The sequence below is a fragment of the Paraburkholderia elongata genome (assembly GCF_013177735.1).
Classification (GTDB): Bacteria; Pseudomonadota; Gammaproteobacteria; order Burkholderiales; family Burkholderiaceae; genus Paraburkholderia; species Paraburkholderia elongata.
This window is the reverse complement of the sequence record NZ_WOEZ01000018.1, coordinates 60,430-83,265: the sequence shown is the minus strand read 5'-3', so window position 1 is coordinate 83,265 and position 22,836 is coordinate 60,430. Positions and strand designations below refer to the sequence as shown.

Here is a 22,836-nt window from a genome sequence, read left to right as displayed (position 1 = left end):
ATTTCCATTGGTTAGTCAAACCACCGATTCGCGAACGTCATGTCACCGCTCAGCAATGTCTGTGCAATGCGCCGGATACCGCGGGTGTCGAGCTCAGCAACGTAATCGACAGGAGAATCGCTATCGAGACGAGCCAGCAGCAGGCACCCGAGCAGCGGCAGAAGATGGGAGTCGAAGACTGCGGGCCCCTCGACGAGATAGCCTTCGACGAACGAACGCTCAGCAAACAACAGCTCATTCGCCTTCGCCTCCCGGCGGTGCGCCTTGAGAATCAGATGAGCAAGGACAAACGCCACGTCAAAACGAGGGTCGCCCCAATGCGCGACCTCCCAATCGACCACCGTGACGGTTGCGTCGTCGACCAGTAGATTCTTCGGGCTGTAATCACCGTGAACCAGCGCCTGTCGCCGCGTTGTCACGCCTTCGATGACCGTCGAAACTGCGTCGCGGTATTCCGGGTTGCGCTGCGCGACTCTTTCGAAGTACGGCGTCACCCGCAATTCGCGGAAGAACGTCTGGTCAGCGAACCGTTCGGCAAGCGCCGGGCACCTGGAGGAGCGCTTGTGCAGCATTCCAAGCAGTTCACCCACTCTTCGGGCCGTCGCGAGATTGATCGTGCCCGCAAGGAGTTCCTGCTTCCAGTTTTTCTGGGTGGGTGAGACGAGCTCCATCGCGAACTGGTTGCGAACGCTATCGCTCCACAGGACACGAGGTACCACCCCCGGTCCCAGTAATTCGGTTGCGGCGTTCAGCGCTGCGACTTCTGTCAACGACCGCGCCGGGTCCGACCGCCAGTCAGCGGCTACCTTCAGCTTGTCCAGCGCCTTCTTTATCACGATCGAACCCTGGATCGTCTGGATCACCTGAATATCACTCGCCACACCGCCAGGCAGCGACTGACCGCTTTGCAGACGGTTGCATGCGTTGACCGGCTCTTTGCCAGAGAGAACCCGCACTACCTCTTCGCAAGCCCTGGTCCGTAGTTCAATTACTGAGGTGTCCGATAGGAACGCCACATGCGGCGTCGCGGTGACATCCGCATGTCCGATGAGATTTGCGGGTGGGCTCGGTTCGCCTTCAACAACATCCAGTGCCGCACCGGATAGCCGACCGTCTGCGAGTGCGTCTAATACGGCTTCGTTGCTGACCAGTCCGCCACGACTGACATTGATGAGCAGTGGCTTGTGTTTGCAGGCCGAGATGAAACGTTCGTCGATCAGATGGTGCGTTTCGTCGGTGAGTGGCACGTGCAGGATGATGGCATCCGCGCTGTTCTGGATATCCTCAACGGTAGCCGCCTGTACGCCCGCTTCCGCCGTCACGGGATAATCTCCGTTCGTCGCAAGCACCGTGCATCCGAAGGCAGCCAGCTTGCGACCGGTAGCACGGCCGATTCGCCCGTATCCGATAATGCCGACCGTCAGTTCGGCAATACGCTTTAACGGCCGGGACCCCGGCGCCCATCGGCCCTTTTTAACGTCGCGGTCATATCCGGCAATTGCCCTGAAATGGTTCAGCAGAAGCGCGAGGGCATGATCCGAAACTTCTTCGACGCAGTAATCCGGCACATTCGTGACCCACGCGCCTACAGCGGTCGCCGCGCCAACGTCGATGTTGTCCAGTCCCACCCCCAACCGGGCCACAATCTTAAGCCGGGTCGAGGACGTAATGGCGCGCGCCGACACGGGAGCCCAACAGGTCAGAATGGCGTCCGGATCGTGCTCCGCAACCAGGCGCTCAATTTCCTCTTCGCTCCCGGCGACGGCGGGACCTGCAACGAGTTCGAAGCCCGCCGTTTCGATCACGTCGGTTTCGACCTTCAGGTCGGGCCACGCATAGTCTGTGATAAGTACTTTCATCGTCGTCCACAACTGGTTACAGGAGGGCCGGCTGTCGGCCCCGCGATCGTCAGGAGCGCAGGAAGTCTTCCGGCATCACCATGGTTCCCCATTGCTCAAGGGATTCCTGGTTATGCGGATTCAATCTCGTCGGGTACGTATCGTTGAGGAAGTCTCCATCGGTCACGTGCTCGACACGAAAACCAGACGGGTCGTACCAATAGTCCGAAATCGCTCCGCCGAGCGCGTGACGCACGAGGCCCCACGACGCCTTGTACCCCTTTGACGCCAGGTATCGACGACCCATGCCGATGGCATCGAGATCGATCGTCTCGAAGCAGACATGATGTGCCCCGTTCGTCGGCCCCATGAATACAGCGATGTTGTGGTGGTCGACATATTCCGCGCCCCGCGGAAACCGCATGAACGCGCCAATTGCTTTTTCTTTCTTTTCGCCGATCAAGTCCGAAGGAAATGCACCTAGCTTCTCCGTGAACCATTCAATAATCGCTACCGGATTCGGAGAGCTCATTACAACGTGTTTAAGCGCAATTACCTCCGCTGGGCCCACGTCAAAAATCGGGAATCTCCCCAGCCGACGGCGTTCGCCCGCAGAATTCCAGGCGGCCGCGGGACGACTCACTGCTATCGGCGCGACGCGAGCAACACCATGAACAAGCTCGATCCTCCGACCATCCGGATCCATCGTCACCACCCGCTTTCCACCGCCCGGATAGTCGAGGTCTTCGATCGGAGCGCCCAAACGCGCAGATAACACCTGCAGGCTCTCCTCTGAATCCACCTCGAACGCCACCCCGACAAAAGAGGGTTCCTCTCCGCGTTCTGCAATGTAGAGATACGGTGCATCATTGCATCCCCGAAAGAAGATACGGTCCGGCGTTTCATGCGCGACTACCAGTCCGAAGTCCTCAAAGAACGTCCGAACGGCCGCGAGGTCTCGGTGCCGGTATGTTGCATAGCTGATCGATCTAATCATGGTGTCTCCGACTACTTGGTTTAACTGCACTCCTTCAACACAAGGTCTACCCCTTGGCGGGGGCTGGCAAAAACACGCGCTCCTGGTCATGCAGCGCCAATTCATGCTCTTTGAACCATTGAACGACCACCTGTCGTGCCTGACAGGTCGTCTCCATCAGCAATAACCGTCCTGCGTTTGATGTTGGTTCGAAGTATAGGATAAATATAGGCACACGTGTGCATTATGGTTTACCCGAATCAAACCGCAATGCCTATGAGGCGCGGTAGTAGCCCCACAGACGCTGAAGGTGACGCAGACCTCGCCTGAAATGACTGTGGCGATCTATGGTTTGGTGTTCGCGGAATGTCTGGCGATGGCCGGCCGTCTTAGTGATAATTTTGGCCGGCGCCAGTTGTTCGGTACGTTCGGTACGTTCGGTATCGGCGTGGCGGTGTTCGCCGTTGCCTATCAATCTGCCCGACTACGCTGTTTTGCTTCTAATGTGGCGCACCATCCCCGAGACGCGCGGGGAGAAGAACGGACTCACAACCGCCTCGTCGATCCCCGAAGCACCAACGATGGTTCAAACTGGACCGTGCCGGGTGAGACCTCCGATGCGCCACTGGTTTGACGCTCGTCGAGACGAGACAGCAGGACAGTAGTCGCAGTAGTAGCGATGTCTTCTACCGGCAACCTCACTGTTGTAATGCCTCCCTCGGCCAATTCGAACCACGCAGGGTCGTGATACCCCACGACGGATACATCTCGTGGCCAGTCGAGTTTGAGTGCCCTTAGCGCCTGCAGAGCGCCAAGAGTCAACTCAGCGCTGCCAAGGATGATTCCCGTCGGGCGGTTCCTTGCTGACATCATTGAGGTAACAGCGTACCGCGCGAACTCCGGACGCGGCGACCCAAGCGATATATTCGCAGCCTTCAGGCCGCGTTCGGCCAGCGCGTCCTGGAATCCGCCAAGCCTCTCTCGTCCCGTACTGAGTGTTTCGTCCCCACCCACGAATGCGAGTCGTGTATGGCCACTATCCAGGAGGTGCCGGGTTGCTGCCTTGATGCCCGCGCGATCATCGATAACGACGGCGCTCCCTGCAAGATCGGCATGTACACGCACGAGTTGCACCGTTTCTACGTTCTGCAACAACGCACAGGTTTCCGGACGGGGAAGCGCCGTCGGAACAATGACTATTCCAGCAGGACGCGTTTCGAGAATCGCCCTCAATTCGCGCAATTCGCGGTCAGGGTTGTCATCAGTGACGGAAAGCAGAAGCTGCATCGAATGCGATGCGAGGGAGTCAGCTACGATTTTTGCAACGGTCGCATAAAAATCATTCTGAATATCAGGAATGATGAGACCAACCAGCGAACTGCGCCGACCACGCATCATTCTCGCTGACGCGGAAGGGAGGTAGCCCATCTGTGCAACCACCGCTCGAACGCGCGACTTGGTCTCATCGCTAATCTTCGGGCTATCGGCCAACGCGCGTGAGACCGTTGTATGCGAGATATTCAGCGCCTTCGCTACGTCGCGTATCGTGATTCCCGCATCCCCTCGCAGGGGCGGTCTTGCTCCCTGTGTGTCGTTGGGCCCCATTTTGATAGTCTCTCCACTAGAAGCACCTTAAATTCAGCGCGCCTTCCTGGCACGTGAACGCGCCGGTCATGGCGCGGGGCTCATTCATCCGCAATCGTGCCGATGCAGCATTTTACACTGTGCAATTTCGCCATCATCAAGTGCAGCCAACCCGCACACCCGATGGACCGACGCAATCAGTCAAACGATGGGCACGGATCGAATGCTACTCGCCAACGGCAATGGCGAACGTCCGCTACTGACTTCGACGAATGCGTACTGTCGAACCGTTGCTGACATTCAGCTCGGCAGATCAAGTGCCTGCTAATCGCTCTCAATGAAATCAGTTCGACCGCCTCCCTATCCGCGCTCGCGCTGGGTGATAGTGGTAGTACGGCGCACCTGCGCGCGTTGCGAATCGAAATCAGACTACAGATTGAAGCCCCTTGCACGTTTTGTACGGTTTCGTACCGCATTCGCGTGCGCCTGCGCGTAGCGTCAGAGACATCCAGCAACAACTTGGGGAAAATCATGCTACGACGAACATTCATATGGACTACACCGGGATCGATCCTGGCTGTTGGTCTCGCGCTCTCGGGCTGCACGACGACCGGAACATCCGACGCCAGTGGCCACCAGGCCGACAAGCGTCACACCATCGACGCGGGTGTCGACTCGACCCTTGCACGCCTTTACACGATCGCCAACGGCTCACGTGAACTGGTCGGCAAGGCGCGTGGCGTATTAGTGTTCCCGTCGGTCATCGCCGCCGGCTTCGGGGTCGGCGCCCAGTATGGTGAAGGCTCGCTGCGAGTCGGTGGCAGCACGGTCGGGTACTACAGCACTACAACCGGTTCGATCGGGCTTCAGATCGGCGCGCAATCGAAAGCCATCATTTTCCTGTTCATGACCGAGGACTCTCTCGCCCGATTTCGTAACAGCGAAGGCTGGTCAGCCGGCGGCGATGCGTCAGTGGCGGTGCTGAAAGTCGGCGCGAACGGCAACATTGATACGACCACCGCGACGGCGCCGGTCGAAGCGTTTGTGCTCACGAACAACGGGTTGATGGCCGGCGTGACGCTCGAAGGCACGAAGGTCACCAAGCTTAAGTCACTGTAACGAGCGACGCAGACGAGGCAAGCTAGTGTCTATTTGTTGTTTTCAACTTTACGGAGGAGGTATGCACATTCTCACCAACGCTGGTCCGCTGGTATCGCTGATCGCCGGCATTCTGATTCTCGTGGTGCCTCGCCTGTTGAATTACATCGTTGCGATCTATCTGATCGTTATCGGGTTGCTCGGGCTGTTCGGGGGACATCTCCACTGAATCGAAACCTCCCATATTGTTCCCAACATGGAACTTCTCCTTTCGACTCCGTATTTCGACGAGCCCGTCGCTGCTTTCTCGCTAGGTGCCCGGAATCTTCACGCTTTTCTCGAGGTATCTCCGCAACGTTCAATATGATGCAAGTGCACGTACGCACTACTCGGGACGGACCTGCCCGGTAGAGTAAGAGTGCTCTTGATTTGCTGTGCAGTCGGTACGGTCGTGTACATCGAGATATCCTGATTGCCGCCCGGTGTTCGCGAGCCACATCTCCCAGGAGTACTGCAGGGGTATCGTCGTAGCAGTTCGCGCTCGCGCGCGAATGGCGCGCGTTTTACAGCGCCCTCAGATCAGGCAACAGCCGATCGAACTCCCGTTTCACCACGCTGTAGCATTCGCACACGCGATTTTCGAGCCCCGGTCTATCCAGCACCGCGATGTGGCCATGACTGTAGCGAATCAGCCCCGCGTCCTGCAGTTTCAGCGCCGCCTCCGTCACGCCGGACCTCCGCACGCCAAGCATGTTGGCGATCAGTTCCTGCGTCATCGTCAGCTCGTTTGACGGCAAGCGGTCCATGCTGAGCAGCAGCCAGCGGCACAATTGCTGGTCGATCGAATGATGCCGGTTGCAAACGGCGGTCTGGGCCATCTGCGTGATCAGTGCCTGGGTGTAGCGCAGCAACAGTCGCTGCACCGGGCCGGCTCGATGGAATTCCTCTTTCAAAATGCTGGCGTCCAATCGATATGCCTCGCCTGCGCTTTGCACAATCGCCCGGCTTGGCGTGGTTTCCCCGCCCATGAAAAGCGCAATGCCGATGAGTCCTTCGTTACCCACGATCGCAATTTCGGCGGACGAGCCGTCTTCCATCACGTACAGCAGCGACACGATTGAGGTCGTCGGAAAATAAACGTGGTGAAGGCGGTCGCCGGACTCGTACACGACCTGCCCCAGCGGCATGTCGACCCGCACCAGATGCGGGGCTACGCGTGCCCACTCTGCTTCGGGTAAAACCGCGAGCAGATGATTTTTGTTGGCATGAAGTTCGTTCTCCATGTGTCGCTCCCCGGTATCCTGTCCAGAAACTGCACCGTCTTTGCCGAATTGTTCCTGGCAGTATCAGGTTTCGACGGCAGTTGCGTGAACGCGTCATACGAATCGGCAGAGAACGCCTCTGCGTTGCAACGCGCAGCGGCATCTTCTGAAAGCCGAGTGTAACTGAACCTTCCGTGAATTATAGTTCGCGCGCATACAGTGGGGCGTCTCGGCGCGCTCTAACCGCCGGCAGCCATGGGTCGCACGGGTCGATACGTCGGCGCTGAAAATACTTTCAGTTGAAAGGAAGCGTGTCGCCGCCCCCCGCGAGCATTTGCTCCACCCGATTACGCGATTTGACGAAGGGGCGACAAAGTAGTCGCCACCGTACGGACGGGGGAATTTCATCCGGTCCATGATGATCTCAGCTTCAGGAGGCCACCATGTACACCCAACTCTCGGCCGAGGCTATCCAGGCCCTCAAATCGCTCGATCGAATTCCGGACTCCGAATCGGAGATGCCGCCCCATGATCGACGAACTATTGACTCTCGGGCTTGCATACGAGTCGCGCACCGGCGGCGTCATCAATATGACGGCCGCAGGCCGGCTGTGGCTGAACCAGCGCATGGGATAGTGCACGTTGTTACGTGCGGAGCGAATTGGCGCTGCCTGCGGCGGTTGTCGCCACGCTGCGCCTTCGGATGATCGAAATCCCATCGTTACTTAACTTCGCAACGGTTTCCTATGTGATCTCTTGCGATCCGGCGCCGTCCACAACGACTGCCGTCAGCCGATGTTCGAAGCGCTATCTGGCTGGCGTCAGACGTTGAACCCGCGTTGCTTCAGCAAACAAAGCTCTCGGGCAGACTCGCGTTCTATCGGAACTGGAGCGGTATAAACAGAGTTATGCCTGGCGCCGCCTCAGGGGCATAGACCACGGGTGGTGGCGCGTACACATAGTCCTGGTTGCCATAGTAGTTGCCGTAGTAGTCGCCGCGACGGTGGTCATTGTTGGGATGTTGATACGCCTGTCGATTGCCGTGATCCGACTGATGCCCCTGGTTCTGCTTGGAACCGTTATTCATGCCATGTTACTGTGGATGGCCCTGGTTATGCTGATAGCCGTCATTCGTGCCATGCTGCTGTTGGCCCTCGTGGTTGCCGTCGCCGTTGCCTTCGCCAAAGGCCGGCGCCATAGTCATGCCGCCAATGGCCAATGCCAGGCCAACGGCCGTCATGATTCTGGTCCTCATCGAGCCCACGCACGCGGCTCGCACTCCTTGGATTTTCATAATGTTCTCCTGTCTGCGATCCGGGACCTTACTGCGGTTTCAGTCCGCTTCCCGTTGCGGGTGTCTCGAGATCACCCCTTCTTTGCGGAGTGATGGTGGTCAGTCTGGAAAATCAGATCGGCATTCTTCTTCTGGACATCGGACATGCTGTCGTACAGCGCCTGAAACGCGGGAGTGAGCTTTCTGATGCCGTCCGCATGGGCGTCGGCGATCTGGCCATAGGACTTGAGATCGTCGACAGCGCTCATGCTGTTGGCGCTACTGGTTCGCGCCTGTCTGAGCGAGTCCATCGTGCCCGCATTGTCGCGCATGACCTGCGCGACCTTTTGCCAAAGATCTTCCTGCGCTGCGGTGATCTGAAGCCTGGCGTGAAGTCCACTGATGCGCGTATCGATCCGGTCGTGGGTCGCAACGGTCATCACGCCTGCACGTGGTTGAGTCTGGGTGGGGGAGGCAGCGCTCGCATGATTGGCGAACGCAGCTATCGCGAGAAAAACCGCTATCGCGAGCGCCGGTGCAGTTCGTGGTTTGGATGGGGGTGCAACGAGTCTCATGATCGGTCTCCAAAGGAATTCGATGGACTCCCAAATGGATACCGTCATTGCAGGCGAGTTCGATCGAACAGATCATTTGTGCGCCGAGTCCCGACCGGCGTCTGTCCGGTGCCGGACACTTGCGCGCTGGAATCGAACTACTGAATCCTTGGGGCGATGGGCGCGGCGCTCAAACTGTTGATCACCGGCCCCGCGCTGCTTTATGTCTGCCTCTTCGGTTTGCTGTCCGCTACCGTACCGACTGCTTCGCCGATTGACGTCATGCTATTCCGATCGAAGCAGCGCTCAAGGAGCCAGGTGATGAACAAGGACCAGATGCAGGGTTGGATAAAAGAGATCACCGGCAAGCTGCGTACCGGCCTCGGCAAAACCATCGGAAACCGGACGGTCACGTGGAGGGGGCGCGTCGAGCAGCTCATCGGCAAGACGCAGGCATCGTATGGCGATGCCAAGGCGCGTCTCAGGAAACGCTTCTAAGCCACCAATGCGCCGTACCTCGTCATATCCGTCAAGAAGCACACACAATGTCTGACTTCTGCGTCCTGTTCCGGAGTCAACGGAATACCGTGAAAGGTGCTTTGCGGGGTGGCTTCGACCATGGTACTGCTCCCGGATTTGTCCGGTTTCCAGTGTAGGCCTGTTGTGCTAAGGAAGCTTTAACTATCGGTCAGTGCATTGACCAACCGCTCCATCCACAAGTAGCGTCGCGCCTGTCTCGCTGTATGAAACTGCGCGAAAAGGCTCATACGAAACCAGGATCGATGGATGAAGATCGCTCCTGCTATTTATCTGGTCACCTAAAATATAAGAATGGTTCTGACCTCAAAGGAGGCTGCCATGAGTCAGTCAATGATCAGTTTTGTAGTGGGGATCGCCGTGGTGCTGTGCGTCGCGATATTTGCCGCGGTACGGTACGGCCGGGAACACAAGGACGAGCCGGTTTCCCGATGGCTAGACACGCATCCGATTCGGGACTGGATGCGTCATAAGCACTGAATGACACAACTTCCGACTTTTGAAAGCGCTGGGACACGCGAGTGCTATTTCTTCTACCGCGTAATCCGTCGCCTGGTGTAAATCGGGAACAGATTGAAAAGGATGATATGACGTACGCAATGTGGGGCATCGCGGTCGGGTTGGCGCTGATGTTCGGCGTGTCGCTACGGCAGTACAGGCGCAGCCTCCTGCGGAGGCAGGAGATCCGTTGGCTAGGTGAACATCATGTATTGGACAGGCTACGCAAGCATTTGGGATTGTCGCTTGAGAAATGACACGCGCTCGGGAGATTGGCAGGTTGCAAGACTGTTTTTTTGAGGAGTTGACGAGATGACCCTGAATTACGCAGGCAGGTCGCACGATGAAGCCGTGGCAGCGCGGCACAAGCAGAAGCAGAAAGCACAGGAACAGGCTGGCGGCGAAATGGCGATAGAAGGGACGGAGGCCGACGCGGAGCATAGTTGCGGCGAGCTCTCCGAACGAGGAAAGCAGGTATGGCGAAGTGGAAGCGGGATCAACGGTGGGGGGAAGGAGTGATAGGGTCTCGTCGATGCGATGCGGGCGGAGCAATTCATTTCGCGCGCAGTTGAAGCGCACCCGGATGGTTCTCGTACACCTGTGCCGCTTCGACGAATTTTTCGGCGATCTCAGCTTCTGCAGAACCCAGAATCACTCGGAGGCGAATGCGACATCGATCATGCTGGAAAATACGATGCGGCGGGGCGACGTCATGTCGATGTGCGTTCGAGTTCATCGAACAACCTGAGCAGTCGGGACACGCGGGTCGTTCCATCGGGTACCAGACGCTGATGCGTCGATAGCGACGTAACGCGACGCCGCCAGTACGATAGTCCAAGGGGACTTCCCGGGATAAGAAGTGGAATGATCTGTTCGAGGTGCGTCAGGTCTTCTTCGAATTGGTGGTGCAGCATCGTGGTCCTTGGAGGCTGTTTGACGGTCCACGTCAATTATGTGCCGACCTATTCTGCACGTCTGCACGCTACCGTACAGAGTGTGGAACGGGCCGAATTTTTCACACGAACCGCGGATGGCTCCAGGCGTGCGGCTTCACGTCGAAATCCATGTTGCCCCGCCTGGATCGCGGTATGGCACCGTACCCGTTCTTTGCAGACCTGCGCCAGCAGACCTTAAGTTAGAGCCCAATTAGGGCCCTTCGTACCGCTCATCAAGTTCATGTACGACAGCCTGCGTCATGAACGTGGAGCGCGTCATGTGACGTTCTTTTGCTGCTGCATCGACTCGCTGCAGCAGACTCTCGAGCAGACTGAATTGAACGCTCACGGCTTTCGAGGTAACCCGCGCCAGATTGATCTCGATGAACATCCAGATCCCTTGCCCGTCGTCCATGTCGAGCGCATGCAACTCCGACGTACTGCAGGTGGGAGCCGGTATGAGTTGCTCGCTGCGGTCGTACATCAATTCGACGACCTCCTGTGCGTTGCGCTTCAGTTCACCAAACGAATCCCCACTTGCTTCGGCGCGGGGAAAATCGGGAAAGCTGGCGCGAAAGCCGGTACCGCTGTCGCGGTGCACATAAAGCGGATATTGCATGACCTGCTCCACTCGAGCTGTGGACTGACTGGCATTCGGTGTGTCAGAGTCCGCTGGCCTGAACCTTGCCGTCGACGATGTCCTTGCCGTATTGCATCGCGAGGTCGATGGCATCGCCCGCGGGAGAAGGAAATATTCTGGAATGCAGAAAATCTGGGAAGTAAGCTGCGTACGTCGTGAACCGCAACCATCTTGCATGGGATCGGAGACGTTGCGACGACAGCATACGCCATATTCGTCGCTGACGGGTTCGCGAGCCGGTTGCGACCCGTTTGGCTGGCTTCGTCCGGAAGGCGCGCAATGGACATCTAAAATAAAAATCGCGACAGATTGACCAGATGCGCCCAAACTGCGCGACATGGCTGTCGCTTTCGCGACGGGCAAATCAGGAGAAACATGTTGGCAAAGAGCACGATGCGCGGTAATCGCGAGGCCAAAAAGCCGAAACAACCCAAAAAGGTGATCTCTCCTGCGGTGGGCGTGTCCTCGGCGATTGCGCCGAAGACCGCCGCGGCCAACGTACCGGCAAAGAAGAAATAGCAGGCACCCGGGGCACGAATCCGTGTCCTCTCTGCTCCACCCTTTCCGGGTGTTCAGCGAGAAACTGCGTCTACAGAGCTGCGCAGGTGCTCCTGTCCCTCATTCTTTGCCGAATCGGTCTGATCGAAGTTCATCCGACGTCTTAGTGCGCCGTTAAACAGCAGTTAACGGTTTGCGCATGGGAGCGTACTGACGCATTCCCGTTACCCGCATCGTTCCAGCGGAATCTTTCGGCCGCGCCAGCGGCCGTCATCGCGGACCATGCCCGCAGAAGCTGTATGCCTGCTTTTTCGTCCTGACGGTTCCTCGCGCGTCCACCCGCACCCGTGAATCAAGCCACACCCCGGAGGCTTGCATGCACACGACACGCGTGGTGCGGCCTCCTCGAAGGAAGATCCGATCATGTCCCAACTCTATGAGCTGTTCGCCGATACAACGATGGCGAACGATGCGCGCGCCGCTAACGTGACACGCCAGAGCGACCAGTCCACCTCACCGAACTCACCGACGTCGCAGGAAGTGCGCCTGTGAACGCGATCCTTCGATATGTCGCGAGACATCGCTCGCCGTCGCCGCCGTGGACTGACATCGCGCCGGTGCGCGAGGAGCTGTTCGGCGTCGAACGGCTCGAGCAACACGCGGAGAGCCTCGCTGCCGCGCAACCGGTAACGAAGACACCGCCCGCCGTTTTATCGCTGCACACGAGACTGAACGACAATGCCGCTGTCCTGCTCGCGGCCTACCGTGCGAGCGCCGAAGAACTGGAGAGCGGCCGGGGCGTGGTACCCGCCGCGGAATGGCTGCTCGACAACTATCACCTCGTCGAGGAGCAGATCCGCGAGATTCGCGACGACTTGCCGCCTGGCTACTACCGTCAGTTGCCCAAGCTTGCCGCTGGCCCGTTCGCCGGCTATCCGCGCGTATTTGGTCTCGCGTGGGCGTTCGTGGCGCACACCGACAGTCACTTCGACCCGCAAATCCTGCGGCGTTTCATCAGCGCGTATCAGCGGGTTCAGCCGCTCACGATCGGCGAATTGTGGGCCGTGGCGATCACGTTGCGCATCGTGCTGATCGAGAACCTGCGACGCCTGACTGACCAGATCACCGCAGGCCGCAGCGCACGCGCCGACGCCGATGCACTCACCGACCGTCTGCTCGAATCGGGCAGCGCCCGCTCGGCGCTCGAAGCGGACATTTCCACGCGCTCATCAGGCCGGTTGTCGGAGCTGTTCGCCGCACAGCTCGTTAAACGGCTGCGTGACCAGGATCCGCGTACCACGCCGGCACTTGGCTGGCTGGAAGAGCGGCTCAAGCTTCAGGGCGCCTCCATCGATGAAGTCGTGCAGCATGCGCAGCAGCGCCAGGGCGCGTCGAACGTCACCGTGCGCAATGTGATCACCAGCATGCGGTTGATTTCCGATATCGACTGGGCGGAGTTGTTCGAGGAAGTGAGTCTCGTCGACGCCCGGTTGCGCGCGGGCAGCCGCTTTGCCACGATGGATTTTCCGACGCGCAATCTGTATCGCAGCGCGATCGAGCAACTGGCGCGCGGCTCATCCTTCACCGAACTCGAAGTCGCCGGGCTGGCGCTGGAATCGGCGCAGGCGGCGGTACTGGAAGCGGGCGATGCCGCACATGCGGAACGCGCCGGCGACCCCGGCTATCACCTGATCGCCGAAGGCCGGCGCGCACTCGAGCAGGCGATCGAATTTCGTCCGCCGGCGCGTCTGCGGATCACGCGGTTCAACGTCCGCCTCGGCATCGGTGGCTACGTCGGCACGATCCTGACAATCGCCATGACGTTAATGGCGCTGGCGTTGTGGGCAATGTGGGCATTGGCGCCGCGCGGTCTCGAAGCCGGGGTACTCGCGCTGTTTGCCGTATGCGGACTCCTGCCCGTCACTGAGATCGCGACTGCGCTCGTCAATCGCGCGGTGACATGGAGTTTCGGCGCGATCACGCTGCCGGGTCTCGAACTGACTGCCGGCGTGCCGTCGTCGTTGCGCACGCTGGTTGCCGTGCCGACCCTCCTGACGAGCGTTGCCGATTTGCGCGAGCAGGTCGAACGTCTTGAGGTGCATCACCTCGCCGGAGCCGGTGGCGACCTGTCCTTTGCGTTGCTGGCGGACGGGCTCGATGCGGATCAGGAAGTGCTGGCCGGCGATGCGCATCTGCTCGCCGTGGCCGCCGACGCCATCGACGCACTGAACCGCCGTTACGAGCCAGGCCCGAGCGGCAGCCGTTTCCTGCTGCTACACCGCCGCCGCGTGTTCAACGCGAGCGAGAACAAATGGATGGGCTGGGAACGCAAGCGCGGCAAGTTGCATGAACTCAACCGGCTGCTGCGCGGCGCGACCGATACGACTTTCGTGTCGATCGCCGGCCGTGCGCCGCAGGTGCCGTCCGACGTGCGTTACGTCATCACACTCGACGCCGATACGCGTCTGCCACGAGATGCCGCGTCGCGGCTGATCGGCAAGATGGCGCATCCGCTGAACCGGCCGACATTCAGCGATGCCGAACAACGCGTCGTCAACGGATACGCGATTCTGCAGCCGCGTGTCACACCGTCGCTCCCCGTCGGCCAGGAAGGGTCGCTGCATCAGCGCGTCTTCTCCGGCCCCGGCGGCATGGACCCGTATGCGGCGGCCGTGTCCGATGTCTATCAGGACCTGTTCGGAGAAGGGTCGTATACCGGCAAGGGCATCTACGACGTCGATGCCTTTGAAGCGGCTTTGCATGGACGCGTGCCGGAAAACGCGCTGCTCAGTCACGATCTGTTCGAAGGGATTTTTGCGCGCGCCGGACTGGCGTCGGATGTCGAGGTGGTCGAGGAAGTGCCGTCGCGTTACGACGTGATTGGCAAGCGGCAGCATCGCTGGACGCGTGGCGACTGGCAATTGCTGCCGTGGATCGTCGGCCATCGCGGCCGCGACCGACATGCGATGCCGTCAATCGGCCGCTTCAAGATGCTCGACAATTTGCGCCGTTCGCTGCTCGCCCCCTTCATGGTCGCCGCGCTCGGCCTATGCTGGCTGATGCCGATCCGCGCCGGGATGGCCGGCGCGCTGCTGGTGCTAGGCGCGCTCGCGATTCCCGCTTTCCTGCCGACGCTTTTCGCGATCCTGCCGCGCCGCAGCGGCGTCCATCTGCGTAACCACCTGGACGTGCTGGCCGCCGACGTGCGGCTCGCGGCCTTGCAAACTTTTCTGTCGGCCGCGTTCCTCGCTGACCAGGCGTGGCGCATGGGCGATGCGATCGTCCGGACGCTGCTGCGGTTGTTCGTGACACATCGCCGGCTGCTCGAATGGACGACCGCTGCGCAGTCGAAGGGCAGCCCTCGTCTCGATCTGCGCGGCTTTTATCGGCAAATGAGAGGCAGTGTCGCGCTCGGCCTCGTGCTGCCGGCTGGTGCGATCGCGTTCGCTCCGTCGCACTGGCCGCTCGTGCTGCCGTTTGCGTTGTTATGGCTCGCCGGGCCGGCGCTCGCGCTGTGGTCGAGCCGTTCGCCGACCGTCGCGCGGCGTTTCGCGATGGCGGACCTGGACGCGCGCAGCCTTCGCCTCGTCGCGCGACGCACGTGGCGTTTCTTCGAGACCTTCGTTACGCCAGCAGAAAACATGCTGCCGCCCGACAACTTCCAGGAAGATCCGAAACCGGTCGTCGCGCACCGCACCTCGCCGACCAACCTTGGGCTCTATCTGCTGTCGGCGATTGCCGCACGCGATTTTGGCTGGGCGGGGACGACGGAAACTGTCGAACGGCTTGAAGCGGCGTTCGCTTCGATGCACAAGCTCGCGCGTTTCAAGGGGCATTTCTATAACTGGTACGGGACGCTCGATCTCCAGGTGCTGGCGCCGGCGTATGTTTCGTCGGTCGATAGCGGCAATCTTGCCGGTCATCTGATCGTCCTCGCCAACGCGTGCGAAGAGTGGCCGCATGGGTTGCTCGCGCCGGCTGCGCGACCCGGAATGATGGACCACCTGCAACTTGCACGCGAAGCCATCGACGCGCTGCCCGCCGCAGGCGGTGAACGTGGCAGGCAGCTGGTTGCGATCCTCGAACAGATCAGCACGCAGTTGCGCGGCCCGCAGACGCTCGAAGCGCTGTCGCCGTCGCTCACGCGGCTGACGGAAAAGGCCGCAAAGGCGACGCGTGAACTCGTGCCCGCCAGCGGCGACGACAGTTCTGCCGACCTGATGTTCTGGATCGACGCGTTGAGCAAAAGCGTCGTCGAACATGCCCGCGACCGGCAACAACTGGCCGAGGCATCGGATCTTCTGCAGGCACGCTTGAAGTCGCTCGCCGATACCTCGCGAGCGATGGCGCTCGACATGGACTTCGCGTTCCTGCTCGATCCGGAACGCAAGCTGCTATCGATCGGCTATTCGCAATCCGACAACAGCCTCGACTTGAACTGCTACGACCTGCTGGCGTCCGAAGCGCGCCTCGCGAGCCTGTTCGCCATCGCGAAAGGTGACGTGACGACACGCCACTGGTTCCGCCTCGGTCGCGCCGCGACGCCGGTCGGCAACGGCTCGGCGCTGATCTCGTGGTCGGGGTCGATGTTCGAATACCTGATGCCGTCGCTGGTGATGCGCGCGCCGGTCGGCAGCCTGCTCGAGCAGACGAGCCGCCTGGTGGTGGAACGGCAAGCCTCGTATGGACGTTCGCTTGGTATTCCGTGGGGCATTTCGGAGTCGGCGTACAACGCGCGCGACATCGAATTCACCTACCAGTATTCGAATTTCGGCGTGCCCGGTCTCGGCCTCAAGCGCGGGCTTTCAGAGAACCGCGTGATCGCGCCGTATGCGACGGGGCTAGCCGCGATGGTCGACCCGCAGGCCGCGCGAGAGAACTACGCACAACTCGCCGCGCTGGGCGCGCTGGGTCGCTATGGTTTCTACGAAGCACTCGATTTCACCCGCTCGCGGCTACCGGACAACGAGGATGTGGCGATCGTGCGCAATTTCATGGCGCATCACCAGGGCATGACGATCGTGTCGATCGCGAACACGTTGCTTGACGCGCAGATGCGTGCGCGTTTCCATCGCGAACCCATGATCCAGGCGTGCGAACTGCTGTTGCAGGAACGCATGCCGCGCAATGTCGCCGTGGCGCACCCCCGTGCCGAGGAAGTGAACACGTCAGCAGCCGTCGCCGGCGTTGTGCCACCGACCGTACGGCGCCTCGCCGCGTCAGCTGTGGCTGGCGCAGCGCCGGTGACACACCTGTTGTCGAACGGACGCTACGCGGTCATGCTGACTGCGACCGGCGGCGGTTACAGCCGTTGGCGCGATATTGCGGTGACGCGCTGGCGCGAAGACGCAACCCGCGACGACTGGGGCTCCTTTATCTTCCTGCGCGATACGCAGAGCGGCCACGTGTGGTCGGCAGGCGCACAGCCGGTGGGCAGCGAAGCCGAGTACGAAGAGGTTGTGTTCGGCGAGGACCATGCGGAATTCATTCGCCGCGATGGCTCGTTGACAACGACGATGGATGTGCTGGTTTCCGGCGAAGCAGACAGCGAAGTGCGCCGCGTGTCGTTGGCGAATAGCGGACGCCGCGCGCGCGAGATTGAACTGACTTCCTACGCGGAAATCGTGCTCGCGACGCCCGCCGCCGACAATGCGCATCCGGCCTTTTCGCGGATGTTTGTCCAGACCGAGCACCTCGCAGAATTTGGCGCGCTGGTGGCGACGCGCCGTCCGCGTTCGCATGACGAAAAGCAGTTGTGGGCTGCGCATTTCGCGGTTGTCGACGGCGAGATCGTCGCCGATCCGCAATACGAATCGGATCGCGCGCGCTTTCTGGGGCGTGGGCGCAACGCGGGCACGGCGGCGGCGATCTTCAACGATCAGCCGCTGACCAACACCGCCGGGACCGTACTCGATCCGGTCTTTGCGCTCAGGTATCGCGTGCTGGTGCCACCGGGCAAGGTCGCACGCGTGACGTTCTGGACAGTAGTGGCCGAGTCGCGAGCGCTGCTGCTCGATCTGGTCGACCAACACCATGACCGCAACGCGTTCGATCGCGCCAAGACGCTAGCCTGGACGCAGGCTCAGGTGCAGTTGCGCCATCTCGACGTCGAAGCCGAAGAGGCGGCGGATTTTCAACGCCTCGCCGCGCCGATTATCTACGCCGATCAGCGTTTCAGGGCACCGTCGGACGCGATCATTCGCGGGGCCGGCGTGCAGTCGGGACTCTGGCCACACGCGATTTCCGGCGACCTGCCGATCGTGCTGCTGCGTATCGACGACGCCGAAGACATCGCGCAAGTCCGGCAGTTATTGAGGGCACACGAGTACTGGCGGATGAAGCGGTTGAGCGTCGATCTCGTCATCATCAACGAACGCGCTTCGTCGTATATCCAGGAATTGCAGGGTGCGATCGAAACCGCCGTGCGCAGCAGCCAGTCGCGGCCGCGTTTCGGCGAAGAACTCGCGCAAGGGGCGGTCTTTACGCTGCGCGCCGATTTGATGAGCGTGGAGGCGCGTGCGCTGCTGCAATCGATCGCGCGTGTCGCGTTGCTCGCGCGTCGCGGTTCAATCGCCGACCAGCTCGCCCGGTTGCCGCAGTCGCAAGGCCAGCCGTCGGCGCTGCGTCGGCAGAAGCCGCCGATGTCGTCGCCATGGCCCGCGCCGCCTCGTCTGCCTCGCGAGCTTCCGTCTGTTCCGTCGAAGCTCGAGTTCTTCAACGGCCTGGGCGGTTTCGATAAAAACGGCCAGGAATACGTGACTGTGCTCGTCGCAAGCGCGACGACGCCCGCGCCGTGGATCAATGTGATCGCGAACCCCGGCTTCGGCTTTCAGGTCGCGGCGGAAGGCAGCGGCTACACGTGGGCCGAAAACAGCCGTGAGAATCAACTCACGCCGTGGTCGAACGATCCGGTCGAAGACCCCGCCGGCGAAGCCATCTATGTGCGCGACGAAGTCACTGGCGATGTATGGGGCGCCACCGCGCTGCAGGTCCGCGATAGCGGGACGTATATCGCGCGTCACGGGCATGGCTACAGCCGCTTCGAACACGAGGCGAATGGCATCGCGCTCGACTTGCTGCAATACGTGCCGCTCGCCGACCCGGTGAAGATTTCCCGGCTGACGTTGCGCAATCTGTCCGGTATGCCGCGCCGTCTGTCCGTGACGACGTGGATGGAATGGGTGCTTGGCACATCGCGCAGTGCATCGGGACCCTTCATCGTGACGGAAATCGACTCCACTACCGGCGCGATGCTGGCGCGCAATCCGTGGAACATGGAGTTCGCGGGGCGCGTGGCGTTCGCCGACCTGGGTGGCCAGCAGACCGCGTGGACGGCGGATCGCACCGAATTTCTCGGCCGCAACGGCCGGACTGCGGCACCCGCCGCGCTGACCGGCAACGCGCCGCTGTCTGGCGCGACCGGCGCGGGCCTCGATCCATGCGCGGCGTTGCAGGGCATGATTGAGCTAGGCGTGGACGAGATCGTCGAGGTGGTGTCGTTCGTCGGGCAGTGCGCGTCTGTCGAAGCGGTACGCGCGTTGATCGAGCACTATCGCAAGGCCGATCTCGACGCTGTCCTCGCCGAAGTGACGAGCCACTGGCAGAAGGTACTCGGTACTGTCCAGGTGAAGACCCCCGACCGCGCGATGGACCTGATGCTAAACGGCTGGCTGCTGTATCAGACTCTCGCGTGCCGTACCTGGGCGCGCTCGGCGTTCTATCAGGCGAGCGGTGCATACGGGTTCCGTGACCAATTGCAGGACGGCATGGCGCTGACCCATGCGCAGCCGGACGAGACACGGCGGCATTTGCTGCGCGCCGCGGCGCGGCAGTTCGTCGAAGGCGATTTCCAGCATTGGTGGTTGCCCCAGTCGGGGCAAGGTGTGCGCACGCGGATTTCCGATGACCGAGTGTGGCTCGCGTTCGCGACGGCGACGTACATCGGCTGCGCGGGCGACGTCGCGATTCTCGATGAGATCGTGCCGTTCCTCGATGGACCGTCACTGCGGCACGGCGAGCACGATGCATTTTTCCAGCCGATGGTCGCAGACGAATCAGCGTCACTGTTCGAACATTGCGCGCGCGGCCTGGATCAATGCATCGAACTGACCGGCGAGCATGGCTTGCCTCTGATCGGCACGGGTGACTGGAACGACGGGATGAATCGCGTCGGCGCGGGCGGCAAGGGAGAAAGCGTTTGGCTCGGCTGGCTGCTATTGCGGACTATTGAGCTGTTCGCCCCCCTGGCTGAATCGCGCGATCTGGTTTCAGTTGGGCGCGCTGCGCGCTGGCGCGCTCATGCGGCGTCGGTGCGCGAGGCGCTGGAGCGCGATGCGTGGGACGGCGAGTGGTATCGCCGCGCGACTTTTGACGACGGCACGTGGCTTGGCTCTTCGCAAAGCGACGAGTGTCAGATCGATTCGATCGCACAGTCGTGGGCTGTGCTATCAGGCGCGGCAGATCCAGCGCGCGCGGCGCTGGCAATGATGTCGCTGGAAAAGCACCTTATCCGTCGCGACGACGGGCTTGCTTTGCTGTTCACGCCGCCGTTCGATAAAACGTCGCACGATCCCGGCTATATCAAGGGCTATCCGCCGGGGCTACGTGAAAACGGCGGGCAGTATAGCCACGCGGCGATGTGGGCGATCCTCGCGTTGACGAAAATGGGCGATGGCAACAAGGCCGCCGCGCTGTTTTCACTGCTTAATCCGGTCAATCATGCGCGCACACCGATAGAAGTCGACCGCTACAAGGTCGAGCCCTATGTCGTTGCCGCCGATGTCTATTCCGTGGCGCCGCACGCCGGGCGGGGTGGCTGGACCTGGTACACGGGATCCGCTGGCTGGATGTACCGGGCGGGTGTCGAGGGCATTCTTGGGATTTGCCGCGAGGGGGATTTTTTAGTGGTCGATCCCTGTATTCCGGACACGTGGCCGGGGTTTGAAGCAACAGTGACGATGCATTCGACGCAGTATGAGGTTCGCGTCGAATCCGCTGACGAGGGCGGTGCGATGCGTGTGGTGCTCGACGGCGCGAGCCTCGAATGTGGTGATGAACGGGTGCGCGTGCCGCTTGATGGCGGGTCGCATAAGCTCCTGATTTCGCTTTGCTGCGGCGTGAGTGAAGACGTGAACTCGGGCGCGCAGGTCGCGTGACGAATCACGCATCGGTCATCACCTCGAGCGGCATGCCAATCCCAGGCGGCTCACTTGGGTTCCTGTGCCTCATTCTTGATCGCCTGGCCTCCCTTCGAAATGTCCTGACCTGCGCCCGCCATCGTGTTGCAGCCGGCGAGAACTGCGGTACCAGCAATCAGCATCCATACAATCAATCGAATCATTATCTTCCCCTTGTTCAAAACAGGATCGGACCAGTTTAATTTTAGACGATTTTGCCGTCGGTGCTGCCTGTTCGGAAAACGTGGCGTTACCCGTCATCCCATCGCTCCAGCAGCGACATGCGTGCCCCGCTGATCACCAACCGTAAAGACGGCGACAGACTCCCGCAACGCGCTCGCCCGTCCAGCCATGGTCTGCGCACCCGCCGTAACCTGCTCAACAAGCACCGAATTGTGCTGCGTGACTTTTTCCATTTCTGCAACCGCCTGATTGACGTGCTCGATACCCGTCCTTTGCGTGGTCGATGCGAGCGCGATCTTGCTCACGAAGTCACTCAGTTGGTGCACCGATCGCACGACCTGCTCGATCGTGGCACCCGCATCGGCCACCAGGTGCGAGCCGGCGTCAACATGATCGGCCGACTGCCCGATCAGCACCTTGATCTCCTTGGCCGCATCCGCGCTGCGCTGCGCGAGCGTGTGCACTTCACTCGCTACCACTGCGAAGCCGCGCCCTTGCGCGCCTGCGCGAGCCGCCTCGACGGCAGCGTTGAGTGCCAGAATATTGGTCTGAAACGCGATGCCTTCGATCACGCTGATGATCTCAGTGACCTTCGACGAACTCGCAGATATGTCCTGCATGGTCGTAACCACCCGCTCGACGACCTGCCCGCCCTGGACAGCGGTGTCGGAAGCCGCGTTCGCGATCGTGCTGGCCTGCATCGCGTCCTCGGTGTTCTGCCTGACGGTGGAGGTCAATTCCGCCATGCTGGCGGCCGTCTGTTGCAATGACGCCGCCTGTTCCTCGGTGCGCTTCGAAAGATCGGCGTTGCCGTCGGCGATCTCCCCGGCGTGTACAGCGATCGATTCGGCCGAGGTCTTAATCTGCGTGACCATGGACATCAATTGCAGACGCATCGCCTCGAGCGACGCCATCAGGCTATGCGCGTCGCCCTTGCCCAGTTTGACCGTCACCGCGAGATTCCCGCCGGCGATCTCGCTGGCAAGGCGCTGTGCCTCGGCCGGGTCCGCGCCGAGCTGCCTGAGTATGCTGCGCGTGATCAGCACCGCTGCGGTGAGGCCAATCAGCAAGGCGACTATTACCGCGCCCGTGGTCACCGCCTGCAGCGTTGCATAGGTCGCTGCGGCATCGTTCGCTGCATCATGGCTGCGGGTTTGTTCAAGCGCGAGCAGTTCGTCGAGGGTCGTCAGCCAGGCAACCTGCTTCGGACGCACTTCGTTGACGAGCACCTTGACCGCCGCGTCCTGATCGTTCGCCAGCTCCCAGTTAAGCGCTTCCTTCTCGACCAGCGGCAAGGTTGCCGCTTCTTCATGCTTGAGCTGGGCGAGGAGACGGCGCTCGTCGCCGGTCGTCAGCGGCGACGCGCTGAACATGCGCCCCAACGCCTGATAATTCTCGGCATAAACCGCCTCCTGCCGCTTGATGGACGCTTGCTCGTTTGCCACTTCCTTTTCGTCGGTCAGCAGCGCCATGTTGCGGATCGAGATGGCGATGCCGTTGACCGCACCGCGCAGGTTCGTCGCGAATCCCGTTTCGGCGTCGTGTACCTGAACGATGTCGTCGAGTTTGCCGCGAATGCTGGCAACGCCGGCCATGCCCATTAAGGAAGTGGTCACGAGCAGCATCAGTACGGTACCGAAACCGAGTGCGAGTCGGGTGGAAACGTTGATTTGAGCCATGGGAGAGTCTTTGTCTCAAGAGGCCGCGCGCCGATTGATGTCCTTTAGTGCGCTACGCCGGCCGGATTATTGTTCTGTTCGCGGCTATCCTAGTGCAGTAGTCGT

Annotated in this window: 18 protein-coding genes and 1 pseudogene; 8 read left to right on the top strand and 11 right to left on the bottom strand. The window is 60.8% G+C overall.

The window, feature by feature from the left end:
- Positions 1-11: 11 nt before the first annotated feature.
- The 3 genes from GNZ13_RS03270 to GNZ13_RS03260 all read right to left on the bottom strand — a co-directional run bounded on the left by GNZ13_RS03270 (position 12) and on the right by GNZ13_RS03260 (position 4,419).
- On the bottom strand, positions 12-1,859 hold the full coding sequence (locus GNZ13_RS03270; RefSeq protein ID WP_172160441.1) for an NAD(P)-dependent oxidoreductase: 1,848 nt from the start codon (positions 1,857-1,859) through the stop codon (positions 12-14).
- 49 nt (positions 1,860-1,908) lie between these two features.
- Complete coding sequence (locus tag GNZ13_RS03265; RefSeq protein ID WP_172160439.1) at positions 1,909-2,835, bottom strand: VOC family protein; 927 nt, start codon at positions 2,833-2,835, stop codon at positions 1,909-1,911.
- Between the two features lie 525 nt (positions 2,836-3,360).
- Positions 3,361-4,419 carry a LacI family DNA-binding transcriptional regulator gene (locus tag GNZ13_RS03260; protein WP_172160437.1) on the bottom strand — a complete coding sequence of 353 codons (1,059 nt, stop codon included), beginning with the start codon at positions 4,417-4,419 and terminating at the stop codon, positions 3,361-3,363.
- Between the two features lie 510 nt (positions 4,420-4,929).
- Here GNZ13_RS03260 and GNZ13_RS03255 point away from each other — a divergent pair.
- Both GNZ13_RS03255 and GNZ13_RS03250 read left to right on the top strand, forming a co-directional pair.
- Positions 4,930-5,517 carry a BPSL1445 family SYLF domain-containing lipoprotein gene (locus GNZ13_RS03255; RefSeq protein WP_172160435.1) on the top strand — a complete coding sequence of 196 codons (588 nt, stop codon included), beginning with the start codon at positions 4,930-4,932 and terminating at the stop codon, positions 5,515-5,517.
- Positions 5,518-5,578: 61 nt separating this feature from the next.
- Entirely contained in the window at positions 5,579-5,725 is a 147-nt protein-coding gene (locus GNZ13_RS03250; RefSeq protein ID WP_115102851.1) for a DUF3096 domain-containing protein, read from the top strand.
- A gap of 334 nt (positions 5,726-6,059) precedes the next feature.
- On the opposite strand, the gene GNZ13_RS03245 is transcribed toward GNZ13_RS03250, so the two are convergent.
- The 3 genes from GNZ13_RS03245 to GNZ13_RS03230 form a co-directional block, all read right to left on the bottom strand.
- The gene (locus GNZ13_RS03245) at positions 6,060-6,779 is read right to left on the bottom strand and encodes a Crp/Fnr family transcriptional regulator (RefSeq protein WP_172160433.1); all 720 of its coding nucleotides are present in this window, start codon (positions 6,777-6,779) and stop codon (positions 6,060-6,062) included.
- 1,072 nt (positions 6,780-7,851) lie between these two features.
- A complete protein-coding gene (locus GNZ13_RS51975; protein ID WP_236001776.1) occupies positions 7,852-8,052 on the bottom strand; it encodes a hypothetical protein in 201 nt (66 codons plus the stop codon).
- A gap of 71 nt (positions 8,053-8,123) precedes the next feature.
- A complete protein-coding gene (locus GNZ13_RS03230; RefSeq protein WP_236001775.1) occupies positions 8,124-8,606 on the bottom strand; it encodes a Spy/CpxP family protein refolding chaperone in 483 nt (160 codons plus the stop codon).
- A gap of 300 nt (positions 8,607-8,906) precedes the next feature.
- On the opposite strand from GNZ13_RS03230, the gene GNZ13_RS03225 reads away from it, so the two are divergent.
- The 3 genes from GNZ13_RS03225 (at position 8,907) to GNZ13_RS03215 (ending at position 10,139) form a co-directional block, all read left to right on the top strand.
- On the top strand, positions 8,907-9,083 hold the full coding sequence (locus tag GNZ13_RS03225) for a CsbD family protein (protein ID WP_172160431.1): 177 nt from the start codon (positions 8,907-8,909) through the stop codon (positions 9,081-9,083).
- Positions 9,084-9,443: 360 nt separating this feature from the next.
- Positions 9,444-9,602 (top strand): hypothetical protein, encoded by a 159-nt coding sequence (locus GNZ13_RS03220; RefSeq protein WP_172160429.1) that lies wholly within the window; start codon positions 9,444-9,446, stop codon positions 9,600-9,602.
- 330 nt (positions 9,603-9,932) lie between these two features.
- Positions 9,933-10,139 carry a hypothetical protein gene (locus tag GNZ13_RS03215; protein ID WP_172160427.1) on the top strand — a complete coding sequence of 69 codons (207 nt, stop codon included), beginning with the start codon at positions 9,933-9,935 and terminating at the stop codon, positions 10,137-10,139.
- A 40-nt stretch (positions 10,140-10,179) separates the two neighbouring features.
- On the opposite strand, the pseudogene GNZ13_RS54130 reads toward GNZ13_RS03215, so the two are convergent.
- From GNZ13_RS54130 to GNZ13_RS03205, 3 genes and pseudogenes are all read right to left on the bottom strand, one after another.
- Positions 10,180-10,278 (bottom strand): annotated as a pseudogene (locus tag GNZ13_RS54130) (slipin family protein); the annotation flags it as partial.
- Positions 10,279-10,766: 488 nt separating this feature from the next.
- Positions 10,767-11,174 (bottom strand): type II toxin-antitoxin system HicB family antitoxin, encoded by a 408-nt coding sequence (locus GNZ13_RS03210; protein WP_172160425.1) that lies wholly within the window; start codon positions 11,172-11,174, stop codon positions 10,767-10,769.
- A 43-nt stretch (positions 11,175-11,217) separates the two neighbouring features.
- Positions 11,218-11,361 (bottom strand): hypothetical protein, encoded by a 144-nt coding sequence (locus GNZ13_RS03205; RefSeq protein WP_172160330.1) that lies wholly within the window; start codon positions 11,359-11,361, stop codon positions 11,218-11,220.
- 209 nt (positions 11,362-11,570) lie between these two features.
- Between GNZ13_RS03205 and GNZ13_RS03200 the strand changes: the two genes are divergently transcribed.
- The 3 genes from GNZ13_RS03200 (at position 11,571) to GNZ13_RS03195 (ending at position 20,848) form a co-directional block, all read left to right on the top strand.
- Positions 11,571-11,714, top strand: a complete 144-nt coding sequence (locus tag GNZ13_RS03200; RefSeq protein ID WP_172160328.1) for a hypothetical protein — start codon at positions 11,571-11,573, stop codon at positions 11,712-11,714.
- Between the two features lie 402 nt (positions 11,715-12,116).
- Entirely contained in the window at positions 12,117-12,245 is a 129-nt protein-coding gene (locus tag GNZ13_RS53415; protein WP_268959127.1) for a hypothetical protein, read from the top strand.
- Positions 12,242-20,848 carry a GH36-type glycosyl hydrolase domain-containing protein gene (locus tag GNZ13_RS03195; protein WP_172160424.1) on the top strand — a complete coding sequence of 2,869 codons (8,607 nt, stop codon included), beginning with the start codon at positions 12,242-12,244 and terminating at the stop codon, positions 20,846-20,848. The genes GNZ13_RS53415 and GNZ13_RS03195 overlap by 4 nt, the downstream gene beginning before the upstream one ends.
- Before the next feature lie 50 nt (positions 20,849-20,898).
- Here GNZ13_RS03195 and GNZ13_RS03190 read toward each other — a convergent pair whose 3' ends face one another.
- Both GNZ13_RS03190 and GNZ13_RS03185 read right to left on the bottom strand, forming a co-directional pair.
- Positions 20,899-21,033, bottom strand: coding sequence for an entericidin A/B family lipoprotein (locus GNZ13_RS03190; protein WP_172160423.1), 135 nt, complete (start codon positions 21,031-21,033; stop codon positions 20,899-20,901).
- 93 nt (positions 21,034-21,126) lie between these two features.
- Positions 21,127-22,731 (bottom strand): methyl-accepting chemotaxis protein, encoded by a 1,605-nt coding sequence (locus tag GNZ13_RS03185; protein WP_172160422.1) that lies wholly within the window; start codon positions 22,729-22,731, stop codon positions 21,127-21,129.
- Positions 22,732-22,836: the final 105 nt, after the last annotated feature.

What these genes read in the sequence shown, in the direction of transcription:
- GNZ13_RS03255 (WP_172160435.1), top strand. Translation starts at nt 4,930, where the DNA reads ATGCTACGACGAACATTCATATGGACTACACCGGGATCGATCCTGGCT.
- GNZ13_RS03260 (WP_172160437.1), bottom strand. Translation starts at nt 4,419, where the DNA reads ATGGGGCCCAACGACACACAGGGAGCAAGACCGCCCCTGCGAGGGGAT.
- GNZ13_RS03215 (WP_172160427.1), top strand. Translation starts at nt 9,933, where the DNA reads ATGACCCTGAATTACGCAGGCAGGTCGCACGATGAAGCCGTGGCAGCG.
- GNZ13_RS03200 (WP_172160328.1), top strand. Translation starts at nt 11,571, where the DNA reads ATGTTGGCAAAGAGCACGATGCGCGGTAATCGCGAGGCCAAAAAGCCG.
- GNZ13_RS03190 (WP_172160423.1), bottom strand. Translation starts at nt 21,033, where the DNA reads ATGATTCGATTGATTGTATGGATGCTGATTGCTGGTACCGCAGTTCTC.
- GNZ13_RS03265 (WP_172160439.1), bottom strand. Translation starts at nt 2,835, where the DNA reads ATGATTAGATCGATCAGCTATGCAACATACCGGCACCGAGACCTCGCG.
- GNZ13_RS03185 (WP_172160422.1), bottom strand. Translation starts at nt 22,731, where the DNA reads ATGGCTCAAATCAACGTTTCCACCCGACTCGCACTCGGTTTCGGTACC.
- GNZ13_RS03210 (WP_172160425.1), bottom strand. Translation starts at nt 11,174, where the DNA reads ATGCAATATCCGCTTTATGTGCACCGCGACAGCGGTACCGGCTTTCGC.
- GNZ13_RS03245 (WP_172160433.1), bottom strand. Translation starts at nt 6,779, where the DNA reads ATGGAGAACGAACTTCATGCCAACAAAAATCATCTGCTCGCGGTTTTA.
- GNZ13_RS03225 (WP_172160431.1), top strand. Translation starts at nt 8,907, where the DNA reads ATGAACAAGGACCAGATGCAGGGTTGGATAAAAGAGATCACCGGCAAG.
- GNZ13_RS03270 (WP_172160441.1), bottom strand. Translation starts at nt 1,859, where the DNA reads ATGAAAGTACTTATCACAGACTATGCGTGGCCCGACCTGAAGGTCGAA.
- GNZ13_RS03250 (WP_115102851.1), top strand. Translation starts at nt 5,579, where the DNA reads ATGCACATTCTCACCAACGCTGGTCCGCTGGTATCGCTGATCGCCGGC.
- GNZ13_RS03230 (WP_236001775.1), bottom strand. Translation starts at nt 8,606, where the DNA reads ATGAGACTCGTTGCACCCCCATCCAAACCACGAACTGCACCGGCGCTC.
- GNZ13_RS03220 (WP_172160429.1), top strand. Translation starts at nt 9,444, where the DNA reads ATGAGTCAGTCAATGATCAGTTTTGTAGTGGGGATCGCCGTGGTGCTG.
- GNZ13_RS53415 (WP_268959127.1), top strand. Translation starts at nt 12,117, where the DNA reads ATGTCCCAACTCTATGAGCTGTTCGCCGATACAACGATGGCGAACGAT.
- GNZ13_RS51975 (WP_236001776.1), bottom strand. Translation starts at nt 8,052, where the DNA reads ATGAAAATCCAAGGAGTGCGAGCCGCGTGCGTGGGCTCGATGAGGACC.